Genomic DNA, 25188 nt, shown 5'->3' with positions numbered 1-25188 from the left:
TTAGATTGACCCGCTATTCCACGATGAACCACAAAAAAGGCCTCGCAAATGCGAGGCCTTCTGGTTTTATACTTGTTCGAATCTCGAGCTAGAAACTAGCTGCTGCTCTGACACGTCTCTTTGCTGATCAACTTCTCAACCATCAGTTGTCCGCGAGTGTTGCGAATCTTGATGTTGTAAGCCAAGCCCATATCGAGGTTTGCTCTCACTTCAGAGTTGGTGCAGTAGCTATTCACGCTCATGTCTACAACTTGGTTTAAAGGCTTAGCACCTTTTGCATCTTGGTTGTAGATCATCATGATTTCGATAACCGTGTTTTTTGCTAGCACGCGCATGACCGACAGTGGGCCATACTCAATCGGCAGGCCAGCAGATAAAACGCCAGCTCGGTGCTGCGCCATCATCTCTAGCTGTCTTTGTTCGTCTTGCTCACTTGAAGCACAGCCTGCAAGCAGAGCTAAAGCCAGTGAGCCAATAATCCATTTTTTCACGTTAAAATACTTTCTTGAATGGTTTTACAATCACATTTTGGTAAACGCCAGCATCAATGTACGGGTCAGCGTCTGCCCATGCTTGTGCATCTTCCAAAGAGTTAAATTCAGCAATCACAGTTGAACCTGTAAAGCCTGCTTCGCCAGGGTTATCTGAGTCAATAGCTGGCATTGGACCCGCTGTTAACAGTCGGCCTTCATCGTGAAGTGTTTGTAGGCGTTCTAGATGTTGTGGGCGAACACTTAGGCGTTTTTCTAATGAATTTTCGACGTCTTGAGAAAAAATCACGTACCACATATTGAGATATCCTTATTTTACTTCACTAAATTGAGGGCGTTTAAATTCGCTATCTTGCTAATTTACGCGAACTAATTGGTATTGGAAGAGCTAATGATAAGAAATTGTGAAATGGTGCGGGAGAGTGATAAGGTCTTTAGCATTTTTAATCGAAATGGCTAAAGACCTTTCAGTGCGATAGGGCTGTCGAAAGTACTATTTATTGATTGGGCGAGGCTTACCACTTTCATCAACCGCAACGTAGTTGAATGTCGCGCCACACACCTTGTAGCGGTCACCGATACCGTGGTCAAGTACAGGCTTAACCCATACTTCTAGGTCGATATTCATCGAGCTGCGACCAATCTTAGTGCAGTCACCGTAAACGCACACAACATCACCCACAGAAACTGGCTGTTTGAACTCGATACTCGACACTGAAACAGTGACTATCTTGCCGTTAGAGATCTCTTTCGCCAGTATGCCGCCAGCAAGGTCAAGTTGAGACATTATCCAACCACCGAAAATCTGGCCCGCTGCATTTGTATCAGAAGGCATCGCTAATGTGCGAAGAAGTAAAGAACCAATCGGGTTCAAAGTTGATTGAATAGTCATTGTCGTACTCTTAATGGTATTGATTGTTTTATATAAAAATAGATGTGTTTACGAGACTCGTGGTGGTCTAATTTTTAACGTCTTCACCGAACACAAATAATCAGCGGCCAATGATCACGAGTATCATTGGCCAATCGTATATTGATAATAATTGTATCAAATAGGGTATGAGGACTCATCCCTAAGGGTTACTTCTCGTCGGTATTTTTATCCGTTAACTCTTTCTGCTGGTCTTTTGGTAGATGCTTATAGATATAAACACCAGTGAGCAAGGTGAAGAGCAAGGTAGCGATGAGCAAACCAAACACTTTGAAGTTCACCCAAACATCCAACGGTAGGCTGAAGGCAACGTAAACGTTGAGAACGGCACATAGGGTAAAGAACAGCGTCCATGCCCAGTTGATCTTACCCCATACCGAATCAGGCAGTGTGATCTCTTTGCCTAACATACCTTTAATCGCTGATTTGCCCATGATGTGACTGACCGTCAGACCAATCGCAAACAGTGCGTAAACGATGGTGACTTTCCATTTAATGAAGTTGTCGTCGTGCAAGAAGATGGTCATGCCACCAAATACGGCAACCATTAGAAAGGTGATGACCTGCATTTTTTCGACTTTCTTGTAGATGAAATAAGTCAAAATAATTTGAACTGCAGAGGCAACGATCAAAGCGCCGGTCGCGGTATAGATGTCGTACATCTTATAAAGCGCAAAGAAAATAATGAGAGGAATGAAATCAAGAATTTGTTTCATGAGACACTGACTATCCAGTTAGTTGAGTTGCTGACAGTCTAACGAAAACTGTCTCGATGCTAAATAGCCCGAGACAATTGGGTGCCAATTAATTCAATCTAACCACTCATCGTGTTTAAAGAGTTTAAGCAGGTTATCGCATTGACGAGGTTTGATAGCGAGGTATTAGCTTCTTGATGTCTTCAAGGTAACCTTCGCTTTTCAAGCTGTCTAATGTGTTTTCGAGTTCTTGTTCGCTCATGGCAAAACACGTCGATTTACCGGTCGTTAAGTCGAGATACTCGTGATATTCACGTTCTGTGAAGTGGCCAATTCTGTCCATTAATAGGGTTTTAATTCCATGGTGAATCAAGCCGTAATACGTATGTCTTTGTAAGGTCATAGCCTATCCTCCGTGACAAGCTGCAGTTCAAATGATGCAACCTGCTGTATATTGGTTGGGTTATCTATGACAAAGCAATTCGAATGCCATTTTTTCCAATTGAACAGAACAAATTCCCGACCAAATAGAATTGAATTTCTTTTCAATTAGTTAAAGGAACGTACGTTCTATTCTCTAAACACCAATACGGAGCTGACGAAAAATAGTTTTATTTTGAGAATGGTAAAATTCTCATTATGACGATCTACTGAAGCTTTAAGGCTCCTGAATTGGCAATTTGATAACCGTTAATCGACTAGCCAATCGACTAAGGTTGATAGCGAGGCATTCTGACGGTTCTTGGGTTGTAATAGGAAGTATCCATTTCCCGAAAACACACTGCCTTCACTCACTTTCACCAATCTGCCCAAATCAATATCTTGCTTAGCAAGCGTGATGTCACCGATTGCAATACCAAACCCTTGAATGGCGGCGTTCATCGCTTGATCGAGTGTCGCGAATTGTTGGTTGTTCTTGCTTGAAAGGTCGTGGCTGCCTATGTGTTCTAACCAAAGTCGCCAATCACTCTGCTCATTGTTGGCGTGTAGCCAAGTGTATTGGGCAAGCTTGTGTGGCTTGATGATGGTCGATGCGTCGTCGACAAGATGGCTCTGTGTAATGCTTTGTGCTTGGCAAACGGGCGCTAACTGCTCGTTAAACAATAATTGGCTGATAATCGATTGCTGGTTTGGCTTCTTGCCATAGGTAATTACGGCGTCAAACGGATCAAAGCTTGGTTCGAAGACGTGTTTGATGGTCGACGTGAGTTCGACATCAATTTCAGGATAGGCTTGCTGAAAAGACATCAACTTAGGTAGTAGCCAAGAGGTAATACAGCTCGGTGCGTTGAGTTTGATCTTGGAGGGAGAGCTAGCCACTTGATTTAGAGCCGATTGCAGCTGATGAATCGTTCCTTGTATCAGGGGAACCAGTTCTTCTCCTTTCGGCGTTAAAGACAGTCCACGAGCGTGGCGATAGAAGAGATCACAGCCAAGGCTTTCTTCAAACGACAATACCTGACGACTCACTGCACCTTGCGTAACATTGAGCTCATGTGCCGCGCGCGTAAAGTTGAGATGCCTTGCCGTCGACAAAAACGCGAGCAAGGTTTTGGTTGAAGGAAGTGTGCGATTCATATCTTTACCTATGATTTTTTATCATGACTATTATGTGATTATTTCGATTCATTTATCAATAGTGTTCTGTTTGAATGTAAATACTTACTCATCATTAGTGATTCAATATGTGTATAAATCACATTTCTTGAATATGAAAGCAGTGATGAGACATCGTGATTATGTGAAAGGGATAGCTTCTTGACATCTTTTATTGATAACTTAGTGCCGCAGGCTGTAAAAAAATTAATACCTTATCAATCAGCAAGAAGAATTGGTGGTGATGGACGTGTCTGGTTAAACGCAAATGAATTGGAAAACTCTCTGTTTCAAGGAGAAGCCAGCCATAATCGTTACCCAGACTTTTTACCGCAAGACATTGCCAAGGCTTACCAAGCTTATTGTGGAACTGATGCTGCAACCGTTGCGGTGCGTGGCGCCGATGAAGCAATTGATTTACTGATCAGAACATTCTGCAAACCCGCTCAAGACAATATCCTTATCTGTTCACCAACGTATGCCATGTATGAGTTTTGCGCTGATGCACTAGCGATTGAAACGCTCGATTCTCCTTTACAGGAAGATTTCAGCCTGAACGTCGCTGATATTGTGAATAAGGCAGAGCTGGCGAATATCGTGTTTCTTTGCTCACCAAACAATCCAACGGGCAATGTGATTCCTAAATCGGATTTGATTCAGGTATTGGAAGGCACGACTGGGAAGTCGCTAGTGGTCGTCGATGAAGCGTATATCGAATTTGAACCACAAACGTCAGCCGTTAGCCTTATTGAGCGTTATCCGCACTTGGTTGTGATTCGAACCTTGTCTAAGGCATTTGGATTGGCTGCAGTTCGTTGTGGTTTTATCTTAGCGAGTCAAAATGTGATGCAGTATGTCGCGAAGCTGATTCCACCTTATCCGATGCCAGATTGCTCATCGCAAATCGTGCTAGACGCTTTGTCTGATGAACGAGTCTCAGTGATGCAAGATGCGACGCAAAAGCTGGTTGAGCTACGTAACTGGTTTGCTTGTGAGCTAACGCAGTTTGATTTCATCGAGTCTGTTTACCCTTCATCGACAAACTTCATTTTGCTGCGTCAAAAAGCTGGGCACCAAGTGTTCAGTGTCTTGGCGAAGGATGGCATTGTGACAAGGAATCAAAACCATGAACCGGCTTTGCGTAACTGTGTTCGAATCAGTATTGGTAGCCAAGAGAGCATGCTAGAAGTGATAACGTCACTAACACGTTACCAAACCGAATTAGAAAAGAATCAACAAGGCAAACAAATTCAACAAGCTCAACATAAAGAAACTGAATCTCAACTCGATAAAGATCATATCTAGGATGGCAATGATGAAAAAGATAATACTAGGACTCGCTTGTGCGGCCGCTTTACTTGGTACAACGGTACAGGCGAAAGAAATCCGTTTGGCGTCCGACTTTACGTATCCGCCATTCAACTATAAAAACAGTGACGGTGTGCCTGTCGGGTTTGATATTGAGATAGCTGATGCTTTGTGTGAGCAAGCTAAACTCGATTGTACTTGGGTTTCACAAAGCTGGGATTCGCTAATTCCAAGTTTATTGGCAAGAAAGTCGGATGTGATTATGGCGTCAATGCGTATTACTGAAGAGCGTAAGCGTAAGATTTTGTTTACTGATAAGTACTACCAAACTCCAGCCGTGTTTGTTGCTGCTAAAAGCGCAGAATTCAGCGTTGATCAGGCGGGCTTAGCGGGCAAAACCATCGGTGTTCAACAAGGTACGATTCACGATCGCTACGTAACCGACAAGTTTGGCAGTGTTGCCAACATTAAGCGTTACACAGGGCAAGATGAAGTTTATCTGGATCTGCAAAACGGCCGTCTAGATCTAACCTTCGGCAACTCAGATCAACTGTCATTAGCTTTCTTAGATAAGAAAGAAGGCGAGGGCTTTGAGTTCAAAGGCAAAGCAGTAACCGACAAAGCCTACATTGGCGAAGGTACGGCGTTAGCACTAAGAAAGCAGGATTCAAAACTGGCGAAACAATTCAATGCCGCGATTGAAGAGATCAGAGCAAACGGTACTTACGACAAGATCGCCGCTAAGTACTTTACGTTTGATATCTATGGCGCTGATTTGTAATTCGTCTAACGCCTAAAAATTAGAACACCAAAAACAAAAATCCGAGGGCTGTAAGGCTCTCGGACTTTCAAGTTTATGCTGGTGGTGTCAATTCAAGTCACCACCAACTTAGCGCTTAATATTACGCTTGCTGTTTTTGTAGCTCAGCTTCTTTCGCTTCGTCTTCGATTAGAGAATCAACGATAACTGCACATGCTGCATCACCAGTGATGTTCAGAGCAGTACGGATCATGTCGAAGATACGGTCTAGAGCGAACAACAGAGGTAGACCTTCGATAGGGATACCAGCCGCTAGAAGAACTGCAACCACTAGGAAAGAAGGACCTGGAACACCCGCTTGGCCAACCGCACCTAGTGTAGACGTTACGATGATAGCAACGTAAGCACCCATAGACAGGTCGATGTTGAACAGCTGTGCGAAGAAGATAGCAACTAGGCCGTAGTAAATCGCGTTACCAGACATGTTGATCGTCGCACCAAGAGGCAGAACGAATGAAGCCGTAGAGTTACGAACGCCAAGTTCTTTCTCTACCGTTTCCATTGTTACTGGCAGTGTCGCCATTGAAGATGCTGTTGATAGTGCAACCGCTTGAGGCTTCTTCATCGCAACTAGGAACTTCTTCGCAGAAGTCTTAGTGAAGATTTGAATCATCAGTGGGTAAGCAACAAAGCCGAAGATCAGAATCGCAGCGATGTAGACAACGAACAGTTTGAACACAACCATAAGTGCGCCAAAACCGAACGTACCCACAGCTTCTGCCATTAGGCCGAATACGCCAAGTGGTGCAATGATCATAACCTTGTTGATCATCCAAACCATAGCGTCAACAATCGCGTTTACGCCATTGATGATAGGGTCACGTTTCTCTTTCGCTTGTTTAGAAATCGCAATACCGAAGAATAAGCAGAAGACTAGAATTTGCAGAATGTTTGCTTCATTCAGTGATTGGAAAACGTTGGTCGGGATCATACCCGTTACGGTTGCCCAGAACGTTGGAAGTTCGCCTTTTGCAGCGTATTCAGAAGAGAACATGCCTTCAACGCCAGAAACATCGATACCACGACCCGGTTCGAATATTTCACCCATTACTAGCGCTAGTGCTACAGCAAGTGCAGACGTTAGTGCAAAGTAACCTAGAGTGGTCACGCCCACTTTACCTGCTGATGAGCTGTTGCCTAGACCAGCAGCACCTGAAATTAGGGCAACCGCGACTAGAGGGATAACCAGCATCTTGATCAAATTGATGAAGATAGCACCCAGTGGAGCGAACATAGTTGCGCTGTCACCCATCATCGCACCGACTAGGGTACCGATGATCATTGCAATAACGACTTGAACGCCGATGTTGCTTAGTAAACTCTTTTCTTTTAACACTTCCATAACCTCTGTGCTACTAAATATAAAAATCCCAGAACTACTCACCAATGTACGATGTACCATTGGATTAATATTTCGCGAGAAGTTTTACACGTATCCTTTACATTTATCAATATGAGCAGAGATGAAAGCCCTCGAAAAGTAGGTGGTTTTATGTCATTTGTTGTTTTTCTATACCGATGCAATCGTTTGCTTTTGTTTTTTATTACTCTGATATTTGCAGGGTTTATAAAAGGCTTCTTGTTGGGTGTTTCGTGAATGATTTGAGGGGTTGGTATTTGACTTGCTTTGTTAACATTTGGTTTTCATTTTTGGGTGTTTTTTGGTCTTGATATTTGAGCTAATTCAAAGACGCGTGTTGTGTGAAATTTAGCCTGAACTATGCTTAAGGTATCTATTTATTACCAAGATGTTACCTCTGCGCTTTAAATAAAACGTCTATCTAGCATCTCAGTTGTAAGGAGAGGGGCTATGACTTTTATATTAAAGTACTTGTTTGCGTTTCTTCTGTTGTTCAGCTCTGTGTTTGCTCAGGCCGATGATGTCTGGGTTATTGAGGTGAATGGAGGAATAGGTCCTGCGACCAGTGACTACCTCACTAGAGAAATAGAACAAGCTCACGATGAGCAAGCGAAGCTCATTATTTTGAAAATGAACACGCCCGGCGGGTTAGATACGTCGATGCGAGATATTATCCGATCCATCACCACCTCACCGATCCCGATAGCAACTTGGGTTGGGCCTGCTGGCTCACGTGCGGCGAGTGCGGGAACCTACATTCTACTTGCTAGCCACATCGCCTCTATGGCGCCTGGAACTAATTTGGGCGCAGCCACGCCTGTCTCTCTTGGTGGTGGTAAAGCACCGACTAATCCACTATCTCCTCAAGACGATGCTAATAAAGATGACAACACGTCAGCGAGTGAGCAAGACGAAACAAAACAAGAGAACTCAGACCAAGTAAAAGCCAGCACTGCGATGGAGAAGAAAGTCATCAATGATGCTGCAGCCTACATTGTCAGTTTGGCTAAGCTACACAATCGCAATGAAGAGTGGGCTGAAAAGGCGGTAAGAGAAGCGGCGAGTTTGGACTCAGAGAACGCGCTAACACTTAATGTGATCGATTTTATTGCTAGCGACCTTCAGCAATTGGTTGAGCTGAGTAACGGACGCACCATCATCATCAACGGTATCAATCAGGAAGTTCAACTTAGTGAGGTGGCTTTTGTCGAGCGTGAACAAGACTGGCGCTTTAGTTTGCTTTCGGTGATTACTAATCCAAACGTCGCTTACATCCTCATGCTCATTGGCATCTATGGCTTGTTACTGGAGTTCTATAACCCTGGAGTCGGCTTACCGGGTGTATTGGGCGGTATCTGTTTGTTGTTGGCGATGTACTCCTTACAAATGCTGCCTGTGAGCTACGCGGGCCTTGCCTTAATTCTATTGGGAATAGCCTTAATGGTCGCAGAGGCCTTTAGCCCTAGCTTTGGTATTTTCGGTTTGGGTGGCGTTGCTGCGTTTACGCTCGGTTCAATCATGTTGATGGACACCGAAGTGCCGGGTTATCAAATCGCATTGCCGTTAATTATCGGGATCAGTTTGTTCTCTGTTGCTTTTATTGTCGTAACTATCTCTATGTTAGTCCGAGTGAGAAACAAGCCTGTGACTACAGGGATGGAAGCGGTGGTTGGTGAGACAGGTAAAGTTGTCAGCGGTTTCCCGGGTGCTGGCCGAGTGCTAGTTGAAGGTGAAATTTGGCAAGCTCAATGCGCCAGTGAACTGCAAGCGGGGCAGCTTATCAGAGTGACCAAACTGACTGGGTTGCTTTTGGATGTCGAGGCACTACCCGATGAGGTACCACCGAGGCCGAGTTAGCGCGGAGTGTTAGGACAAACTTGATTGAATTATTTATTGCTTAACTATCGTTACCATTAGGGGGCGGTTATGTTTATACACACTATAGGTATTGTCATCGTGCTCGTTATCTTGTTGATAGCCAGCATGTTTAGAGTTCTGCGCGAGTATGAGCGTGCAGTGGTGTTCTTCCTTGGGCGCTTCTATGGCGTTAAAGGACCGGGCTTGATTATCATCATTCCTTTCATCCAACAAATTGTGCGAGTGGATCTACGTACTATTGTTTTGGATGTGCCAACACAAGATTTGATCACCAGAGATAATGTGTCTGTGAAGGTTAATGCTGTGGTCTATTTTCGAGTTCTCGATCCGAAAATGGCGATCAACAACGTTGAGAATTATCTTGAGGCCACCAGTCAACTTTCACAAACAACGTTACGTTCTGTGCTAGGGCAACATGAGTTGGACGAGCTGTTGTCTGAGCGAGAAGAGCTTAATAGAGATTTGCAATCGATACTGGATCAACACACCGATAACTGGGGGATTAAGATTGCCAATGTTGAGATTAAGCATGTCGACCTTGATGACAGTATGGTGCGAGCGCTTGCTAAACAAGCCGAGGCGGAACGTTCTCGTCGAGCCAAGGTGATACATGCGACGGGTGAGTTAGAAGCATCGACCAAATTACGCGAAGCGGCCGAAGTACTGAATCAAGCGCCTAACGCCATTCAATTGCGATATATGCAAACGCTAACCGAGGTGGCTAATGAAAGAACCTCCACAATCATCTTCCCAATGCCCATCGATTTAGTGGAGAAGATAACCGATCCGATCAAAGCGACGCTCAATGAGGCAGCGATTAAGAAAGCGATGAAAGCCGATGAGTGATTGGCTTAAATGAAAAGCAATAAAAAAGGCTCCACAGTTGTGGAGCCTTTTAATACTTGAATCGCTGGTTCGATTTATTGACCGCAGATTACTTTTGCGTAGCCGCTTTCATTGGCGTAACAAACTCAGCAAGTGCTTTAAGCATTGCTTCTGGTTGTTCAACGTTGTTTTCAATGATTTTCACAACTGCTGAGCCAGAGATAGCACCTGCAGCGCCAGCTACAATTGCTTCTTTCACTTGTTCAGGAGCCGAGATACCAAAACCAAGCAGTGCTGGTGGCGCATCAAACTTGTTCAAACGATCAAGAAGGGCAGTCACAGGCATGTTTGCTTTGGTTTCTGCACCCGTTACGCCAGCACGAGAAAGTAGGTAAGTGTAACCACCACCTAGCTCAGAAACCGATTGAAGCGTCTCATCACTTGCTGTTGGTGGAGCAATAAAGATTGGGTGAATACCAAACTTTTTAGCTGCAGCAACAAACTCGCCACTCTCGTTGGTTGGGACGTCAGCAATCAATACAGAGTCGATACCTGCATTCGCACAACGCTCGTAGAAGTTCTCGATACCACGTGCGTACACCAAGTTTGCGTACATCAGTAGGCCGATTGGCAACTCTGGGTATTTAGCACGAATTTGACCAATAAGATCAAAACACACATCTGGCGTGACTTTAGAATCTAAAGCGCGAATGTTCGCACCTTGGATTGTTGGACCATCAGCAAGAGGATCAGAGAATGGGATACCAAGCTCAAGTGCGTCTGCACCCGCTTCAACCAAAGTTTCCATGATCTTAAGCGATTGCTCAGGGTTAGGATCGCCAACTGTTACGAATGGTACGAATGCGCCCTGATTCTTTTCAGCTAAGCGAGTGAAGAGTGATTGATAGCGATCCATTATAATGCTCCTTTCTCTTTAAGAATGTCGTGTACAGAGAAAATGTCTTTGTCACCACGGCCAGATAAGTTAACGACTAATAGCTGTTCTTTCTCTGGATCGTCATGAGCCATTTTGATTGCATGAGCCAAAGCATGAGATGACTCTAGTGCAGCGATGATACCTTCGTTACGTGCGATAGCTTGGAAAGCTTCTAGTGCTTCGTCATCGGTCACGTTGTCGTATTCAGCACGGCCAATAGCATTTAGGTGTGCGTGTTGAGGACCAACTGATGGGAAATCTAGACCCGCAGATACAGAGTAAGACTCTTCTACTTGGCCGTTCTCATCTTGCATCAGTGGCGCTTTCATGCCGAAGAAGATACCGGTTTTACCGTGCTTAAGCGGTGCGCCGTGTTGGTCGGTATCAATACCTTTACCAGCTGGCTCAACACCGATTAGGCGTACAGACTCTTCTTCAATGAAATCCGCGAACATACCGATAGCGTTTGAACCACCGCCGACACAAGCGATAACCGCATCAGGAAGGCGACCTTCACGCGCTAGAATCTGGTTCTTCGTTTCTTCACCAATCATGCGTTGGAAATCACGAACAATCGTTGGGAATGGGTGAGGACCCGCTGCAGTACCCAGTAGGTAGTGCGCGTCTTCATAAGTTGCAGACCAGTCACGTAGCGCTTCGTTACACGCATCTTTTAGCGTTGAAGAGCCAGAATGAACAGGGATAACCTCTGCGCCCATTAGCTTCATACGGAACACGTTCGGGCTTTGACGTTCAACGTCTTTTGCACCCATGTATACACGACACTTAAGACCTAATAGAGCACAAGCTAGCGCCGTTGCCACACCGTGTTGGCCTGCGCCAGTTTCAGCGATGATTTCCTGTTTGCCCATACGTTTTGCTAGCAATGCTTGACCAAGTACTTGGTTTGTCTTGTGAGCACCGCCGTGAAGTAGATCTTCACGCTTTAGGTACAGTTTTGTTTTTGTACCTTTTGTTAGGTTACGTGCTAGCGTTAGTGCCGTTGGACGACCAGCGTACTCTTGAAGAAGCGTCATGAATTCGCTACGGAACTCAGGATCGGCCTGTGCATCGATAAATGCTTGTTCAAGTTGGTCTAGTGCTGGCACTAGGATCTGCGGTACGTATTGACCACCGTATTCACCAAAGTAGGCATCGAGTTTAGCCATTGTGTTATTCCTTCAATTCTACTGATGTGTATTCACACCAAGTCATTTAATCTTGTTTGAGCTTCGCAAAAGGCAAAGCTCACAAATATGTTTTTAGTTTTTGCTTTCTAATTTCTAGCGCCGAGTTTGGACTAGTAATTACGAATCGCTGCAAAAGCACGCTGCAGTTTGTCTGCGTCTTTTTTACCTGGAGCGGATTCAACGCCAGAGTTTAGGTCTAATCCTAAGCAGCCCAACTTAGCCGCTTGGTTAGCATTTTCTGGGTTTAGACCACCCGCCAACATGATTGCGCTTTGGTTGTTGATTAGGCTCCAATCGAACACTTGGCCTGTGCCACCTGTTTGAGAACCCACTTTAGTATCTAGCAGGTGACGAGTCACGTTGCTTTCCAGTAATTCTGGTAGCGAGCTCTCTGTATCGGAAGCAACACCATAAGCTTTCCAAATCTCAACGCTTTCAGGCAGTGACTGTTTTAGTTCATCGACATACGCTTGAGACTCATCACCGTGCAATTGCACAGCGAACAGGCCTAGCTCAGAAACCGTTTTCGCAACGTCTGCCACGCTGTGGCTTTGGAACACACCCACGTAGTTCAAAGGTGCGCCGCTCATAGTCAAACGAGCCGCTTCGATATCCACATGACGCTTAGATGCTTCAACGAAAATCAGACCACCGAATACCGCACCAGCTTGATACGCTTTCGCTGCATCATCAGAGTGAGTTAAACCGCACACCTTGTTTTCACCCAGCGTTACTTTACGCACAGCAAGCTCTAGGTTCTTTTCTGCCATTAGAGAGCTACCGATTAGGAAGCCATCTGCAAACGTTGAAAGGTCACGAACTTGTTGATGTGTGTAGATGCCAGACTCTGAAATCACGACTGCGTTTGGAGCCAGTTCGCGAATCAGGGGCGCCAACTCTTTAGTACGGTTTAAATCAGTCGAAAGGTCACGAAGGTTACGGTTGTTAATGCCGATTACTTTCGCGTTTAGGGCGACTGCGCGGTGAAGTTCTTCTTCGTTGCTGACTTCGGTCAATACACCCATGTTGAGTGAGTGAGCGACTTCCGCCAGCGCTTGGTACTCTTCGTCATCCAATACCGACAGCATCAACAAGATAGCATCAGCTGAGTAATGACGAGCCAAGTAAACTTGGTAGGTATCAACCATGAAGTCTTTACACAGGATAGGCTGCTTAGCAATGCTGCGAACCTTAGGTAAAAACTCAAAGTCACCTTGGAAGTACTTCTCGTCTGTCAGCACAGAAATCGCGTTTGCGTGGTTGTTGTAAACCGACGCAATGTAGTCGAGGTCAAACTCGTCACGGATTAGACCTTTTGACGGAGATGCCTTTTTACATTCAGTGATGAAAACAGTTTGCTCTCCGCTCAGAGCATCATAAAAGCTGCGGTCTGTTGCAGTTAGTGATGCTTTAAACTCGTCTAATGGTTGAGTCTGCTTACGCGCTTCAACCCATTGGTATTTATCACGAACGATTTTTGCTAATACTTCCGCCATTTCAGCTTCTTTGACTGAAACGTGGGTCGACAGTTTATCGGTAGTCTGTGTCATGTTCTTTGTCTCAATTCGTCGTTCGTTAGGCGTGTGCAGCAAGCTTTTGTACAAGCTCGTAAGCTTTGCCAGAGTTCATCGCGTCAATCGCTTGCTGTGCGTTGGCTTTTAGGTCTTCGTGACCAAACAGACGCATCAGTAGAGCAACGTTGACTGCCACTGCGCCAACTTGAGCATCAGTGCCTTTACCCGTCAGGATATCGGTTGTGATGGCTTTGTTCTCTTCTGGCTCGCCGCCCTTAATTGCTTCAAGAGAGTGAGTGTTTAAACCAAAGTCAGCCGGTGTCACTGTGTACTCGTGAATCTCGCCATCTTTAATTTCAGCAACGATAGTCTCGCCGTGAATCGCCACTTCATCTAAGCCGCTACCGTGAACAACCGCAGCACGCTTCATGCCCATTTGCAGCATGGTTTCTGCGATAGGGCGAACCAACTCTTTGCTGTAAACACCCATTAGCTCGATGTTAGGGCGAGCTGGGTTAATCAGTGGGCCAAGGATATTGAAGATAGTGCGCGTTTTCATTGTTTGACGAACCGGCATCGCGTGACGTACACCAACGTGATACTGCGGAGCAAATAGGAATGCTACGCCAAGTTCATCAACAGCCGTACGTGTGTCTTCAGCTGTCATTGCTAGGTTGATACCGAACGAATCCAGTAGGTCAGAAGAGCCTGATTTGCTCGATACGCTGCGGTTACCGTGCTTCGCGACTTTTAAGCCACACGCTGCGGCAACAAATGCAGAAGTCGTCGAGATATTGATGGTGTTGTGACCGTCGCCACCTGTACCTACGATGTCTGCGAAATCGTAATTAGGGCGCGGGAACGGGTTTGCATTCGCAAGCAGTGCTTTCGCTGCGCCAGCGATTTCATCGGGCGTTTCGCCTTTGATTTTTAGCGCTGTCAGCGCTGAAGCCATCAAGATTGGGTCTAGTTCACCCTTGATGATCACATCAAATAACTGTTGGCTTTCTTCTTGAGTAAGAGACTGCTGTTCGTAAAGTTTATTAATCTGTTCCATGATCGTTTCCTATATCGTCTTTTTCTCAAGAGCCCAATCGATAGCGTTTGCTAGAAGCGTTGCACCGTAGGTCGTCATAATTGATTCAGGGTGGAATTGGAATCCACACACCTTGTCTTGTTCTTGAACCACAGACATCACCAAATCATCGACTTCAGCGGTCACCGTTAGGCTATCAGATACATGCGTTGCCACTAAAGAGTGGTAGCGAGCGATAGCCAATGGCGAAGGTAAGCCTTGGTAAGTCGCATGGTTTTGGTGTTCCATCATCGACACCTTACCATGAATGATTTCGCCAGCGCCTGCAACGGTGCCGCCATAGGCTTCAACAATCGCTTGGTGGCCTAAGCAAATACCAATCATTGGCACTTTACCTTTTAGAAGCTGAATCAGCTCTGGCATACAGCCCGCATCTGCTGGAGCGCCAGGGCCTGGTGAAAGCAGTGCAACAGGGTTGTCTAGTTCGTTGATCGCCGCTTCAACTACTTTTGCAGGAATGTTGTTACGGTAAATTTTTACGCTGTGACCTAATGAACGAAACTGGTCTACAAGGTTGTAAGTGAATGAGTCGAAGTTATCGATGAATACAATATCAGCCATGATTACGACTCCTTCTTATTTGTTAGGTTCTTAGTATGAGCTGCTTGAATCGCTGAGATGACCGCTTGTGCTTTGCCGCGAGTTTCATCGGCTTCTGCTTGTGGGTCTGAATCGAATACCACACCAGCGCCAGCTTGTACCTGTGCCACGCCATCTTCAACGTAAGCAGAACGAATTACGATACAAGTATCTAGAGTCCCTTCACCGGTTAGATAACCGACTGCACCACCGTAGCTACCACGACGCGTTTTTTCTACGTCACGAATAAGCTGCATAGCACGGATTTTTGGTGCGCCCGTTAGCGTACCCATATTCATACAAGCTTGGTAAGCGTGCAGGGCATCTAAGTCCTCACGCAGCTGACCAACAACACGAGAAACCAAGTGCATCACATGGCTGTAGCGGTCTACTTTCAGTAAGTCTGCTACGTGGCGAGTGCCTGCTTCGGCAATACGTGCAACATCGTTACGTGCTAGGTCGACTAGCATCATGTGCTCGGCGTTTTCTTTCTTGTCGGTACGCAATTCAAGTTCGATACGGCTGTCTAGGTCGAAATCGATTTGACCGTCTGGGCGCTTACCACGACGACGAGTACCAGCAATTGGGTAAATCTCGATTTGGTTGGTTTCTGTCTCGTATTTCAGAGCACTTTCTGGAGAAGCTCCGAACAGAGTAAACAGCTCGTCTTGCATGTAGAACATGTAAGGGCTTGGGTTACTTTGTTTGAGTTCTTTATAAGCCGCCAGTGGAGCAGGGCAAGGTAGAGTAAAGCGGCGTGAAGGAACTACTTGGAACACATCGCCTTTAACTACGTACTCTTTTAAATCACGAACCGTTTGGCAGAAGTCTTCATCTGAAACACTCGGTACAGCTTCAACGTTGTCTAACGGCGTTACTTCAGTGATGGCTTTCAGGGACTGACACTTAGTTTGAATGTTGGCTAGACGGTCAGTTAATTGCGCTTTGATATTGTCATCTTGAGCAAATAAGCTCGCGTGAAGTAGGCCTTCGTTCTCTTGGTGATCGAAACGCAATAGTGTTTCAGCTACGTAGAAAACAAAGTCAGGACAATTGTTGGTCGCTTCAGCATCACCGAGTGGCTCAAAGTTTGCCACGATGTCGTAAGCGAATAGACCCGCCATGAATAGCGCGTGTTTGTTATCCGCGTCTTGCTCAAAGCTGTGCTGAACTAAACGTAGAGCATCGAATGAAGAGGCTTCTCTTAAACGTGAGTCTTCGTCTAATTCGTTGCTTGGCTCGATAAAAGTCAGCGTCAAAACGTTATCAGTAAGGTCAGATTTAATTTCTGCTTTCACGTTTTGAGTGAGGTGTTCGATAAGCGCTTGACCGTTTTCAGTCAATGCTTGAAAGGTTACTTCATGTCCGCGACATACGATGCGAACAGCAGAGTCGATAAGGAGTAGGCTTGTCAGGTTCTGTTTAGATTCAATCTCGGCAGATTCCAACAAAAGACTATCAGTTTTGTTTTCACACAAAGTATGAAAAACGCTGGTTGGATCTTGCGAGTAAGGAACTGAAGAATTGATGACCTCAATGGTTCCCAGCTTTTTGATTTCAATGGCCTTGTTCACAAGACCTCCTTTATGATTCTTTAAATTTCCTGCCGTACATAGTCGCATAAAGATACCTTTCACCCAATCTAGAATATGGTCAATTCGATGATTTGTTAGTCAGTTGAATGTGAGATGTTCGACAAATTAAAAAGCCCGCTATTAAAGCGGGCTTAGTGATAACTTTTTTATAAACAAACTGTTTAACTAGAAGTACACGTTAGCCCACCAAGAACTTGTCCAAGTGCGCCACCAATTAAGCTCCGAACTTGCTTCTACTGAAGAAAGTTCTAAAACTTTATCTTTATGGTTTTGGTTAAATTCTTGTAACATGGTGAACCTATCAAATGTGATACTTCGTATTTGTGTACTAGTTAACTAGTTTTCTGCTTGCGGGTCAAGTGTGTTGACACAAATATAACGATAAAAATTGAAAACAATGAAAAAGAATATATGAGAATTGATCTACATAGTCATACAACAGCCTCAGATGGCCGACTTACTCCACCTGAACTGATTGACCGAGCGCTAGGCTTTAACATCGAAGCGTTAGCGATTACAGATCATGATACGACTGATGGACTTGCAGAAGCACGCAGCTATATTGCTGATAACAATCTTCCTATTCAGTTGATTAACGGCATCGAGATCTCAACCGTTTGGCAAAACAAAGATATCCATATTGTTGGGTTAAACGTCGATCCTGAATCACCAGAATTGAAAGCGTTAATTGAACAACAGAAGCAACACCGTGTCGGACGTGCAGAGATGATTGCGCAACGTCTTGAGAAAGCGACTCGTGAAGGTGTGTTAGAAGAGGTTAAGTTGATTGCAGGTGATGCACCAATTACTCGAGCACACTTTGCGAAATGGTTAGTCGACAATGGCTACGCGAAAACCATGCAGCAGGTGTTTAAAAAGTTTCTTACGCGCAACAATCCAGGTTATGTGCCGCCAACATGGTGCTCAATGAGTGATGCTGTCACGGCTATTCATGCGGCTGGTGGTCAAGCGGTATTAGCTCACCCTGCGCGATATGGCCTTACCGCCAAGTGGGTTAAACGCCTTCTCGCTGCATTTGTTGAAGCAAATGGTGACGCGATGGAAGTCGCTCAACCTCAGCAAGCACAACAAGAAAGACGCACACTTGCGGATTATGCTATACAATACAAACTATTAGCCTCCCAAGGCAGCGACTTCCATTACCCATCCCCATGGATGGAACTTGGACGTAATCTCTGGCTACCTTCTGGGGTCGAAGAAGTATGGAAAGATTGGGAGTTTCAAACGGTTTCACCATCTGAATAGTCTTTAGGTGAACCAGCTCCTTCTGATGATAGAGTCGAGAGATTCGATAACGAGGATCAACAATGAGCCAGTTTTTTTATGTACACCCAGATAACCCACAAGCGCGCTTAATTACTCAAGCGGTTGCGATTATTCGCAATGGCGGCGTTGTGGTTTATCCAACAGATTCAGGTTATGCACTGGGTTGTCAGCTTGAAAATAAACAAGCACTCGAACGCATCTGTAAAATTCGTCGAATCGATGATAAGCACAATTTCACTTTGTTATGCCGTGATCTTTCTGAGTTGTCACTGTATGCACGAGTAGATAACGTGGCTTTCCGTCTGCTTAAGGCGCACACGCCAGGTGCTTACACGTTTATTTTTAAAGCAACAAAAGAAGTGCCAAAGCGTTTGATGAACGCTAAGCGTAAAACGATCGGTATTCGTGTACCGGACAACAAAATTGCCCTAGACCTTCTAGAAGCAATGGGCGAGCCATTGATGTCGACGTCTCTGATTCTTCCGGGTAACGAGACAACTGAATCGGATCCTGAAGAAATTCGTGACAGCTTAGAGCATGCGGTTGATGTTATTTTGAATGGCGGCTACTTAGGTGAGCAACCTACTACGGTTATTGACTTCAGTGACGATGACGCCGTTGTTTTACGTCGTGGTGCCGGTGATCCAGCGCCGTTTGAATAATAGCGTTACTGATTAACAGTCTGTAACGAAACAGCAAACCTGCCAGAGTAAATAACAAGTGCTTTTTGGCAGGTTATTTGCGATAATACGCGACCGCGATTTGGTCGCGAAAAATTCATTCGACGTCTGTGAAGACGACAATTAGGTAGAAAAGAGTAAATGAGCGAAAAATTACAGAAGGTTTTAGCGCGAGCTGGTCACGGTTCTCGTCGTGAACTAGAAGGTTTAATCAAATCTGGTCGTGTAAGTGTTAACGGTCAAGTTGCGAAATTGGGTGAGCGTCTTGAAGACGAGAACTCAGTGATCCGTATCGATGGCCACACAATTACAGGCAAAGCCTCTGAAGAAGTGGTTTGTCGTGTACTTGCTTACTACAAACCTGAAGGTGAGCTTTGTACTCGTCACGATCCTGAAGGTCGCCGTACTGTTTTTGATCGTCTACCTAAGATCCGTGGTTCTCGTTGGATTTCAGTTGGTCGTCTTGATGCAAACACATCAGGCCTACTGTTGTTCACAACCGATGGTGAACTAGCTAACCGCCTAATGCACCCAAGCCGTCAGGTTGAGCGTGAGTACCTAGTACGTGTATTTGGTGAAGTAACCGAGCAAAAAGTTAAGAACGTGACTCGTGGCGTTCAACTTGAAGACGGTATGGCTCGTTTCGAAGATGTGGTTTACGCTGGCGGTGAAGGTATGAACCATACTTTCTACGTAGCAATTAACGAAGGTCGTAACCGTGAGGTTCGTCGTCTTTGGGAATCACAAGAAACAACAGTAAGCCGTCTGAAACGTGTACGTTACGGTGATATCTACCTTGATAAGAAACTGCCTCGTGGCGGTTGGAAAGAGCTAGATCTTCAAGAAGTAAACTACTTGCGTGAGCTTGTTGAACTTCAGCCAGAAAAAGAGACACTGTTGGATCTTGATCCTGCAAACACGTCTCGTAAGCGTGAGCGTTCTCGCAGCCAGAAAATTCGTCGTGCTGTTAAGCGTCACGAAGAGCGCGCAAATGCTCCTAAAGGCCGTAGCAACCAGACTAAGCGTAAGAAGCCTGCAACTCGCGGAACTACAACACCTGATTCAGGTCGTAGTGCTCCAGCGACCAATGGTAAACCTCAGTCTACCAAAAAGCCTAAACTGAACAACGGACGCCCGGCTAAACCGGCTAAGCCAAGATCACGTAAGTAATTTCGTGGATTCTATAGCTTAATCCAACGTTTCGAATACAAAAAAACCTGCTAACTTAGCAGGTTTTTTTATGTCTTGAATATGGCGCAGTTCAAATCATGTGGGAGTGCTTAACTAGTTAGAAGTGATTAACTAGCTAGAAGCGCTTAGCCAGCTCGGCTGACTCGCTACGATTGATATTAGGTCACTTTCAAATGATTCGAGAAGTTGTCACCCTTCGCCATGCGGTCATACAGAATAACATTGACCGCGGCAGCAAGGTTCATGCAGCCATTAGTCGGAACGTAGATGGTTTCACGACAGAAGTCCGTGATCTCTTTTTTTAGAGTCCCATCTTCAGGGCCGAAGATATAAAAAGCGCGAGGTGGGTGCTTATAATCAGGCAGAGGCTTAGCGCCTTCTATCAAATCAACTGCGATGGGCACGCAGCCAACAGGAATAATGTCTTTAAGATCTTCAACACCAATCAAAGGCAACTCAAGATGCTTTTCCTTGGTGTCGGTATGAAATTGTCGAGCGTGGTCATAACGGGTGCCAGTATAAAATACAGAGTTTGCTCCGTAGCAACCAGCTGCTCGCATTACTGAGCCAACATTTTCAGGGGTTTTGGGATTTACTAATCCAACACAGGCATAGCCTTTGGATAGGGTATCTGTCTTTGCTTTGGTCATAATTTTGTAGAGTTGCAGTTTGGTAAAGTGATGAGGCTATGAAGTCGTAAGAAAACCAGCTCAGTACTCTGAGCTGGTTTAAGAAGAGCCTAGTCGCGTTTCCACAACATGTGACAGAACTTGTGTTCAGGGTCACGGCTGATCAGTAGACGAGCGAATACGTCATCTAAGACATCATCAGCTTCATTTACAAGACCAATGCGTACTTCAGCGTAGATCTCTTTGTCGACTTCAAAGCCAACATGTTCAACCCAATCGTCACCAGTTTCAACAAGTTCTGCAGCGCCACGATCTTCAAACTGAGCCGTGAATAAGATCACGTCTGCAGGTTCAAGATTATCAGCAGCCATCTCTAGAAAGATGTCGTATGCAGTGTCAATTGCGTCGTCGTAAGACATTAGGTCGTTAGCTTCGGTCATAATCAGTATCTTAGCTTGCGCGGTTCATGTATTTACGTTCAGCTGTGTTCACAACAACTTTGTCGCCAGTTGCAATGTACTCAGGAACTTGAACAGTAAGGCCTGTAGACAGACGAGCTGGCTTAGTACGAGCTGAAGCAGAAGCACCTTTGATTGAAGGGTCTGTCTCTTCGATTACTAGCTCAACTGAAGTTGGTAGCTCAAGAGTCGCCGCAGTACCGTCGATAAGAATCGCGTACATACCTTGCGTATCTTCGTTGATGAATAGCAGTTCGTCTTCGATCATTTCACCGTTGAAGATGAACTGTGTGTAATCTTCGTTATCCATGAAGATGTACTCGTTGCCATCAACGTAAGAGAACATCACTGCACGCTTAGTTACGTCGATCGTTTCAACGATTTCGTCAGCCTTGTGACGAACTTCTGTTTTAACGCCAGTTGCTACATCGTGACCACGGAAGCGGTAAATCTTTTGACCGCCACGGCCACCTGGTGTTGTTACTTCGATATCTTTAACTAGTACTGTTTTGCCATCAACATTGATCGCAAAACCTTTTTTAATCTCACTTGCTCTAGGCATTTTGTGTTTGTCCTTATTGGGTCTATCCGGTGATTATATCTCGTAGATGCTATAAATAGGAATAGCTTGAATCATAAAGTCACCTAGGCGATCATAGAGTTATAGTTAAATCATTATTTTATTTACCGAAACGACCTATGCAGCTACCTGTTATTGACCCAACACAGCCTTTTCAACCTGAATTTCAACCTGTGGTTAACGATCTGATTACCTTTCTAAAAGGTGGATTAGGATCTAATCTGCACAGTATTTATATTTATGGCAGTGTGGCACGTAAGCAAGCCGTTGTCGGTCGCTCCAATCTAGATGTGGTTGTGGTAACCCATCGACCGTTTCCTGACCAACGAACCACTTTGTTGAACACCATCAAATGGCGTTTCCAAAAGAGCTTCCCGCAGGTAACTCAAGTTGCGATAAAAACTACCTTAGTGAGTGAGATAGTCGATTTCGACAATATCTTCACTTGGGGTTTTATGCTCAAGCATTTAGCCGTGTGTGTGCATGGTGAAGACTTATCAGACTGCTATGGTGATTTTGAAACAAGTTGGGAAATCGCTAAGCACTGGAATATGGATGCGGAAAACTGGTTGGCGGTGTATCGCAACAAGATCGCACGAGCGACAACGCCAGAACAACAAGTCGCTGCGCAGGTGATTATTGCCAAGAAGCTTCTACGGGCGAGTTACTCACTGGTGATGTACCGCGATAAATATTGGTACGATGATCCTGTTGAATGTGGCCAGCAATTTTTGAAGTATTATCCAGATCGAGAAGTCGAAATCCAAAGGTTGGGCATTTTGCTTTCTGGTCGACCAATCCCTAAACGTTCGGTGATCGGTATTCTTGATGGCTTTGGTGAGTGGTTGATTAAGCAGTATCAGAAAACCGAGTTCAGAATCGGATAGAGATTTATAACCGAACAATTGATACAAAAAAGCAGAGCGTGCTGAAGAGCATGTCTCTGCTTTTTTCGTTTAAAGGGCATATTAAAATAGTGCTAGAACAGACCCAACTGCTGCCCACTGACTCTTTCAAAATCTAAACCGATGAAGGGTAGGATTGCCTCTGCGACCGGTTTAATCTGCTTGTCGATGTAATGCTGATAATCGATACCACTCTTTAAATACTCCTTGGGCTCAGGGCCACTCAGAGTAATCAAATACTCAATACGTCCTTTGTTTTGGTATTGAAGAGTGCGTCCTAACTGAGCATTGAGCTCGTCGGCCATACGAGCTGCGCGAACCTGCGGCGGAATGTTCTTTTGGTATTCATGTAATTTGCGGCGTAAGCGCTTTTGATACACCAATAAATCATCATGTTTGCCAGCAGAGGTTTCATCAACAAACTGTCTAACATAGTCGGTTGGATCTTGATCGTGAAACACCATCTCATACAAGGTTTGTTGGAATTGCTGGGCGAGAGGTGTCCAATCGGTGCGTGCACTCTCTAGTCCTTTAAAGATGATCTTCTCTTTATCGCCTTGAGTGATTAAGCCGGCATAACGTTTCTTTGAGCCGGTTTCTGAACCTCTAATGGTTGGCATTAGAAACTTGCGATAGTGAGTCTCGTATTCCAGTTCAAGTATTGAGGTTAGGTTGTGGGTCTCTTTTAAGTGATTCGTCCACCAATCGTTGATGTAAGCGACCAGTTCATTCCCTATCTCGTCTGCTTTTTTCTGATCATAACTGCCGTTCAGAGACACGAAGGTTGAATCGGTATCGCCGTAAATCACTTGATAGCCTTTGTCTTCGATCAGAACCTTAGTTTGCTTCATGATCTCATGTCCACGCATGGTAATTGAAGACGCTAAACGGGTATCGAAGAAACGACAACCAGACGAACCTAACACACCATAGAATGAGTTCATGATGATCTTAATCGCCTGAGAGAACGCTTTCTCGTTGTTCTTCTTCGCCACATCACGTGCAGCCCAGAGGTTTTCGATCATCTCGGGCAAGAAGTGTTTAGAGCGGTGGAATTGCCCACCTCGAAAGCCATCAACGGCTTGGTCTTCTGCTGGGCCTAGTTCAAGCTTCAACCCTTCAATAAGCCCCATAGGGTCAATCAGAAACGAACGAATGATCGATGGATACAGACTCTTAAAATCGAGTACCAAAACCGAGTCGTACAGATTGGGAATTGAATCCATCACATAACCACCGGGGCTCGCAATCCAATTTTCTGGCTCTAAGTTCGGTGCGACATAACCCGCTCTGTGGATTTGAGGCAGATATAAGTTAGTAAAGGCCGCAACAGACCCACCAACGCGGTCCAGTTCGACACCGGTTAATCGAGATCGCTCAATCGCGAAGTCGAGTAGGTGAGTGTGTTCGAAGATACGGTTTACTAGCACGCAGTCTCGAAGGTTGTACTTAGCGAGTGAAGGTTTATCGAACTTAAACATTCGGTTTATTTCATCCATACGGTCGTGAACGTTATGGATGTCTTTGCCTTCCCCAAGCAGCTCTTGCGATACCGACTCCAGCGACCAAGACCGGAAGTGATAGGTCGCTGTTTTAAGCATATCGATGCCATCCAAGACAACACGGCCTGGAATCGTGATAAAGCCTTGCTGGTTTTGTGCAGAGCTACGAAAGAAGCTGGGTTGGTTGTCTCTGCCGATGTTGAGCTTCACTTCATTCCATTCTGAACGTTTGTGTAGCAGCCTAAAATCGAAATCGATAACGTTCCAGCCAATGATGATGTCAGGATCAAATTTAGAGAACCAAGCTATCATTGCTTCGAGTAGCGCTTTCTCGTTGGCAACCCATTGGATATTGGTTTCAGCTTGTTGTGCTTCGCCGACCATGATTACTCGGCTGTCCATCGGGCTGTCTAGGCCAATTGAATAAAGCACGCCTTTTTCCGAACACTCAATATCAAGCGAGACCACAGATAGATCGGGTAAGTAATCACCTGCTCGGCATTTCGCATTTGAGACTCGGCGATGCTGATTTTTTTGCACAGCAGATCCTGTGAACTCAATACTTCCCTTGATAAAACGTTCCATTAAGAATCGATCGGCGAGTCGAATATCGCTTTCAAAGGTTTGGATTTCTTCGTTGTGAAAGGCTTGCGCTAAACCAAAGCTACTTCTCGACAGTGAGGTGTAACACGCGGCGAGAGGTGTTTGCTCGAATGTGGCTAGTTCTAGAGGCTTAAATTGGCAATCGATCGACTCTTTCGCTGCGATTGCTTGGCATGCTTCAACGTCAGATTGAGCAACAAAAAATACCGGTTTTTCATTTTGAATTGTCAGCAGAGTAGGGCCTTGAGGGGTGCTTAACCACAAGTCGATTTGTGTGCGCCCTGAAAAATCTCTTGCTTGTCTTGTGAGTACAAAGCCTTGCTGAATATCCAATGTAGTAACCTATTGAAATGGGGAATCGAATACTACCATCTAGCGACCCTCTACGCACAACAGGCAGTAAAAATACTAACTAAATTCTAGTTAGTAGAGGCGAATAACGGGACTCTATAAGCAAATAAGTGAAATTGTCACGAATGGTTATTCAATGGTATTGAAAATATCTCTATCTTATGTAATTTTATTGGGTGTTGTTTTA

The 25188-nt window shown here is 45.1% G+C and carries 26 protein-coding genes and 1 other annotated feature; of the genes, 8 read left to right on the top strand and 18 right to left on the bottom strand.

Features of this window, described 5'->3' with window-relative positions; translation table 11 throughout:
* Positions 1-95: 95 nt before the first annotated feature.
* The 6 genes from HRQ85_RS12170 to HRQ85_RS12145 form a co-directional block, all read right to left on the bottom strand.
* Entirely contained in the window at positions 96-491 is a 396-nt protein-coding gene (locus tag HRQ85_RS12170; RefSeq protein ID WP_017062026.1) for a GspS/AspS pilotin family protein, read from the bottom strand.
* A 1-nt stretch (position 492) separates the two neighbouring features.
* Entirely contained in the window at positions 493-789 is a 297-nt protein-coding gene (locus tag HRQ85_RS12165) for a YciI family protein (protein WP_004741234.1), read from the bottom strand.
* Between the two features lie 195 nt (positions 790-984).
* A complete protein-coding gene (gene yciA / locus HRQ85_RS12160) occupies positions 985-1383 on the bottom strand; it encodes an acyl-CoA thioester hydrolase YciA (RefSeq protein ID WP_017061510.1) in 399 nt (132 codons plus the stop codon).
* Between the two features lie 188 nt (positions 1384-1571).
* The gene (locus HRQ85_RS12155) at positions 1572-2138 is read right to left on the bottom strand and encodes a septation protein A (protein ID WP_017061509.1); all 567 of its coding nucleotides are present in this window, start codon (positions 2136-2138) and stop codon (positions 1572-1574) included.
* A 133-nt stretch (positions 2139-2271) separates the two neighbouring features.
* Positions 2272-2520, bottom strand: a complete 249-nt coding sequence (locus HRQ85_RS12150; protein WP_017069991.1) for a hypothetical protein — start codon at positions 2518-2520, stop codon at positions 2272-2274.
* Positions 2521-2807: 287 nt separating this feature from the next.
* Positions 2808-3695, bottom strand: a complete 888-nt coding sequence (locus tag HRQ85_RS12145) for a LysR substrate-binding domain-containing protein (RefSeq protein ID WP_171732025.1) — start codon at positions 3693-3695, stop codon at positions 2808-2810.
* A gap of 180 nt (positions 3696-3875) precedes the next feature.
* On the opposite strand from HRQ85_RS12145, the gene hisC reads away from it, so the two are divergent.
* Together hisC and HRQ85_RS12135 are read left to right on the top strand one after the other, a co-directional pair.
* Positions 3876-5018, top strand: a complete 1143-nt coding sequence (gene hisC, locus HRQ85_RS12140; RefSeq protein WP_172379719.1) for a histidinol-phosphate transaminase — start codon at positions 3876-3878, stop codon at positions 5016-5018.
* 10 nt (positions 5019-5028) lie between these two features.
* Complete coding sequence (locus HRQ85_RS12135; RefSeq protein WP_048613921.1) at positions 5029-5802, top strand: ABC transporter substrate-binding protein; 774 nt, start codon at positions 5029-5031, stop codon at positions 5800-5802.
* Positions 5803-5923: 121 nt separating this feature from the next.
* Here HRQ85_RS12135 and HRQ85_RS12130 read toward each other — a convergent pair whose 3' ends face one another.
* The gene (locus tag HRQ85_RS12130) at positions 5924-7243 is read right to left on the bottom strand and encodes a dicarboxylate/amino acid:cation symporter (protein ID WP_321162967.1); all 1320 of its coding nucleotides are present in this window, start codon (positions 7241-7243) and stop codon (positions 5924-5926) included.
* Between the two features lie 408 nt (positions 7244-7651).
* Between HRQ85_RS12130 and HRQ85_RS12125 the strand changes: the two genes are divergently transcribed.
* On the top strand, positions 7652-9058 hold the full coding sequence (locus tag HRQ85_RS12125; RefSeq protein ID WP_172379718.1) for an NfeD family protein: 1407 nt from the start codon (positions 7652-7654) through the stop codon (positions 9056-9058).
* Positions 9059-9127: 69 nt separating this feature from the next.
* Entirely contained in the window at positions 9128-9925 is a 798-nt protein-coding gene (locus HRQ85_RS12120) for a slipin family protein (protein ID WP_048613235.1), read from the top strand.
* Between the two features lie 88 nt (positions 9926-10013).
* On the opposite strand, the gene trpA is transcribed toward HRQ85_RS12120, so the two are convergent.
* From trpA to HRQ85_RS12085, 7 genes are all read right to left on the bottom strand, one after another.
* Positions 10014-10820 carry a tryptophan synthase subunit alpha gene (trpA, locus tag HRQ85_RS12115; RefSeq protein WP_048607245.1) on the bottom strand — a complete coding sequence of 269 codons (807 nt, stop codon included), beginning with the start codon at positions 10818-10820 and terminating at the stop codon, positions 10014-10016.
* Complete coding sequence (gene trpB, locus HRQ85_RS12110) at positions 10820-12010, bottom strand: tryptophan synthase subunit beta (protein ID WP_048613233.1); 1191 nt, start codon at positions 12008-12010, stop codon at positions 10820-10822. Before trpB ends, trpA begins: the two co-directional genes overlap by 1 nt.
* A 131-nt stretch (positions 12011-12141) precedes the next feature.
* Entirely contained in the window at positions 12142-13581 is a 1440-nt protein-coding gene (trpCF, locus tag HRQ85_RS12105) for a bifunctional indole-3-glycerol-phosphate synthase TrpC/phosphoribosylanthranilate isomerase TrpF (protein WP_172379717.1), read from the bottom strand.
* Between the two features lie 25 nt (positions 13582-13606).
* Positions 13607-14602, bottom strand: a complete 996-nt coding sequence (gene trpD / locus HRQ85_RS12100; RefSeq protein ID WP_172379716.1) for an anthranilate phosphoribosyltransferase — start codon at positions 14600-14602, stop codon at positions 13607-13609.
* Between the two features lie 9 nt (positions 14603-14611).
* A complete protein-coding gene (locus HRQ85_RS12095) occupies positions 14612-15202 on the bottom strand; it encodes an aminodeoxychorismate/anthranilate synthase component II (protein ID WP_172379715.1) in 591 nt (196 codons plus the stop codon).
* Between the two features lie 2 nt (positions 15203-15204).
* Positions 15205-16794, bottom strand: a complete 1590-nt coding sequence (locus HRQ85_RS12090) for an anthranilate synthase component 1 (protein WP_172379714.1) — start codon at positions 16792-16794, stop codon at positions 15205-15207.
* A 125-nt stretch (positions 16795-16919) separates the two neighbouring features.
* Positions 16920-17034: a sequence feature (Trp leader region), on the bottom strand.
* On the bottom strand, positions 16981-17106 hold the full coding sequence (locus tag HRQ85_RS12085) for a trp operon leader peptide (protein ID WP_009848753.1): 126 nt from the start codon (positions 17104-17106) through the stop codon (positions 16981-16983). (Overlaps the previous feature by 54 nt.)
* 120 nt (positions 17107-17226) lie before the next feature.
* Here HRQ85_RS12085 and rnm point away from each other — a divergent pair, with 120 nt between their 5' ends.
* From rnm to rluB, 3 genes are all read left to right on the top strand, one after another.
* Positions 17227-18081: an RNase RNM gene (rnm, locus tag HRQ85_RS12080; RefSeq protein WP_009848752.1), complete on the top strand. Its 855-nt coding sequence runs from the start codon at positions 17227-17229 to the stop codon at positions 18079-18081.
* A 62-nt stretch (positions 18082-18143) separates the two neighbouring features.
* Positions 18144-18764, top strand: coding sequence for an L-threonylcarbamoyladenylate synthase (locus HRQ85_RS12075; RefSeq protein WP_009848751.1), 621 nt, complete (start codon positions 18144-18146; stop codon positions 18762-18764).
* Between the two features lie 159 nt (positions 18765-18923).
* Entirely contained in the window at positions 18924-19952 is a 1029-nt protein-coding gene (rluB, locus tag HRQ85_RS12070; RefSeq protein ID WP_017104066.1) for a 23S rRNA pseudouridine(2605) synthase RluB, read from the top strand.
* A 179-nt stretch (positions 19953-20131) separates the two neighbouring features.
* Here rluB and HRQ85_RS12065 read toward each other — a convergent pair whose 3' ends face one another.
* The 3 genes from HRQ85_RS12065 to efpL form a co-directional block, all read right to left on the bottom strand.
* A complete protein-coding gene (locus tag HRQ85_RS12065; protein WP_004729783.1) occupies positions 20132-20623 on the bottom strand; it encodes an RNA methyltransferase in 492 nt (163 codons plus the stop codon).
* An 89-nt stretch (positions 20624-20712) separates the two neighbouring features.
* Positions 20713-21042, bottom strand: a complete 330-nt coding sequence (locus HRQ85_RS12060) for an HI1450 family dsDNA-mimic protein (protein ID WP_012604336.1) — start codon at positions 21040-21042, stop codon at positions 20713-20715.
* Positions 21043-21052: 10 nt separating this feature from the next.
* Positions 21053-21622, bottom strand: a complete 570-nt coding sequence (gene efpL / locus HRQ85_RS12055; RefSeq protein WP_009848748.1) for an elongation factor P-like protein EfpL — start codon at positions 21620-21622, stop codon at positions 21053-21055.
* 137 nt (positions 21623-21759) lie between these two features.
* Between efpL and HRQ85_RS12050 the strand changes: the two genes are divergently transcribed.
* Positions 21760-22527, top strand: a complete 768-nt coding sequence (locus HRQ85_RS12050) for a nucleotidyltransferase domain-containing protein (protein WP_172379713.1) — start codon at positions 21760-21762, stop codon at positions 22525-22527.
* 92 nt (positions 22528-22619) lie between these two features.
* On the opposite strand, the gene HRQ85_RS12045 is transcribed toward HRQ85_RS12050, so the two are convergent.
* Entirely contained in the window at positions 22620-24983 is a 2364-nt protein-coding gene (locus HRQ85_RS12045; RefSeq protein WP_172379712.1) for a DNA polymerase II, read from the bottom strand.
* Positions 24984-25188 lie beyond the last annotated feature (205 nt).

Source organism: Vibrio sp. Vb339, assembly GCF_902751245.1.
GTDB classification, from domain to species: Bacteria; Pseudomonadota; Gammaproteobacteria; order Enterobacterales; family Vibrionaceae; genus Vibrio; species Vibrio coralliirubri.
The sequence above is the reverse complement of the archived record's forward strand: the minus strand, read 5'-3'. Positions and strand labels throughout refer to the sequence as shown.

What these genes read in the sequence shown, in the direction of transcription:
- HRQ85_RS12065 (WP_004729783.1), bottom strand. Translation starts at nt 20,623, where the DNA reads ATGACCAAAGCAAAGACAGATACCCTATCCAAAGGCTATGCCTGTGTT.
- HRQ85_RS12050 (WP_172379713.1), top strand. Translation starts at nt 21,760, where the DNA reads ATGCAGCTACCTGTTATTGACCCAACACAGCCTTTTCAACCTGAATTT.
- HRQ85_RS12165 (WP_004741234.1), bottom strand. Translation starts at nt 789, where the DNA reads ATGTGGTACGTGATTTTTTCTCAAGACGTCGAAAATTCATTAGAAAAA.
- HRQ85_RS12130 (WP_321162967.1), bottom strand. Translation starts at nt 7,243, where the DNA reads ATGGTACATCGTACATTGGTGAGTAGTTCTGGGATTTTTATATTTAGT.
- HRQ85_RS12075 (WP_009848751.1), top strand. Translation starts at nt 18,144, where the DNA reads ATGAGCCAGTTTTTTTATGTACACCCAGATAACCCACAAGCGCGCTTA.
- yciA (WP_017061510.1), bottom strand. Translation starts at nt 1,383, where the DNA reads ATGACTATTCAATCAACTTTGAACCCGATTGGTTCTTTACTTCTTCGC.
- trpCF (WP_172379717.1), bottom strand. Translation starts at nt 13,581, where the DNA reads ATGACACAGACTACCGATAAACTGTCGACCCACGTTTCAGTCAAAGAA.
- HRQ85_RS12085 (WP_009848753.1), bottom strand. Translation starts at nt 17,106, where the DNA reads ATGTTACAAGAATTTAACCAAAACCATAAAGATAAAGTTTTAGAACTT.
- trpB (WP_048613233.1), bottom strand. Translation starts at nt 12,010, where the DNA reads ATGGCTAAACTCGATGCCTACTTTGGTGAATACGGTGGTCAATACGTA.
- HRQ85_RS12150 (WP_017069991.1), bottom strand. Translation starts at nt 2,520, where the DNA reads ATGACCTTACAAAGACATACGTATTACGGCTTGATTCACCATGGAATT.
- rluB (WP_017104066.1), top strand. Translation starts at nt 18,924, where the DNA reads ATGAGCGAAAAATTACAGAAGGTTTTAGCGCGAGCTGGTCACGGTTCT.
- HRQ85_RS12120 (WP_048613235.1), top strand. Translation starts at nt 9,128, where the DNA reads ATGTTTATACACACTATAGGTATTGTCATCGTGCTCGTTATCTTGTTG.
- rnm (WP_009848752.1), top strand. Translation starts at nt 17,227, where the DNA reads ATGAGAATTGATCTACATAGTCATACAACAGCCTCAGATGGCCGACTT.
- trpD (WP_172379716.1), bottom strand. Translation starts at nt 14,602, where the DNA reads ATGGAACAGATTAATAAACTTTACGAACAGCAGTCTCTTACTCAAGAA.
- HRQ85_RS12135 (WP_048613921.1), top strand. Translation starts at nt 5,029, where the DNA reads ATGAAAAAGATAATACTAGGACTCGCTTGTGCGGCCGCTTTACTTGGT.
- HRQ85_RS12145 (WP_171732025.1), bottom strand. Translation starts at nt 3,695, where the DNA reads ATGAATCGCACACTTCCTTCAACCAAAACCTTGCTCGCGTTTTTGTCG.
- HRQ85_RS12125 (WP_172379718.1), top strand. Translation starts at nt 7,652, where the DNA reads ATGACTTTTATATTAAAGTACTTGTTTGCGTTTCTTCTGTTGTTCAGC.
- trpA (WP_048607245.1), bottom strand. Translation starts at nt 10,820, where the DNA reads ATGGATCGCTATCAATCACTCTTCACTCGCTTAGCTGAAAAGAATCAG.
- HRQ85_RS12060 (WP_012604336.1), bottom strand. Translation starts at nt 21,042, where the DNA reads ATGACCGAAGCTAACGACCTAATGTCTTACGACGACGCAATTGACACT.
- efpL (WP_009848748.1), bottom strand. Translation starts at nt 21,622, where the DNA reads ATGCCTAGAGCAAGTGAGATTAAAAAAGGTTTTGCGATCAATGTTGAT.
- HRQ85_RS12155 (WP_017061509.1), bottom strand. Translation starts at nt 2,138, where the DNA reads ATGAAACAAATTCTTGATTTCATTCCTCTCATTATTTTCTTTGCGCTT.
- HRQ85_RS12095 (WP_172379715.1), bottom strand. Translation starts at nt 15,202, where the DNA reads ATGGCTGATATTGTATTCATCGATAACTTCGACTCATTCACTTACAAC.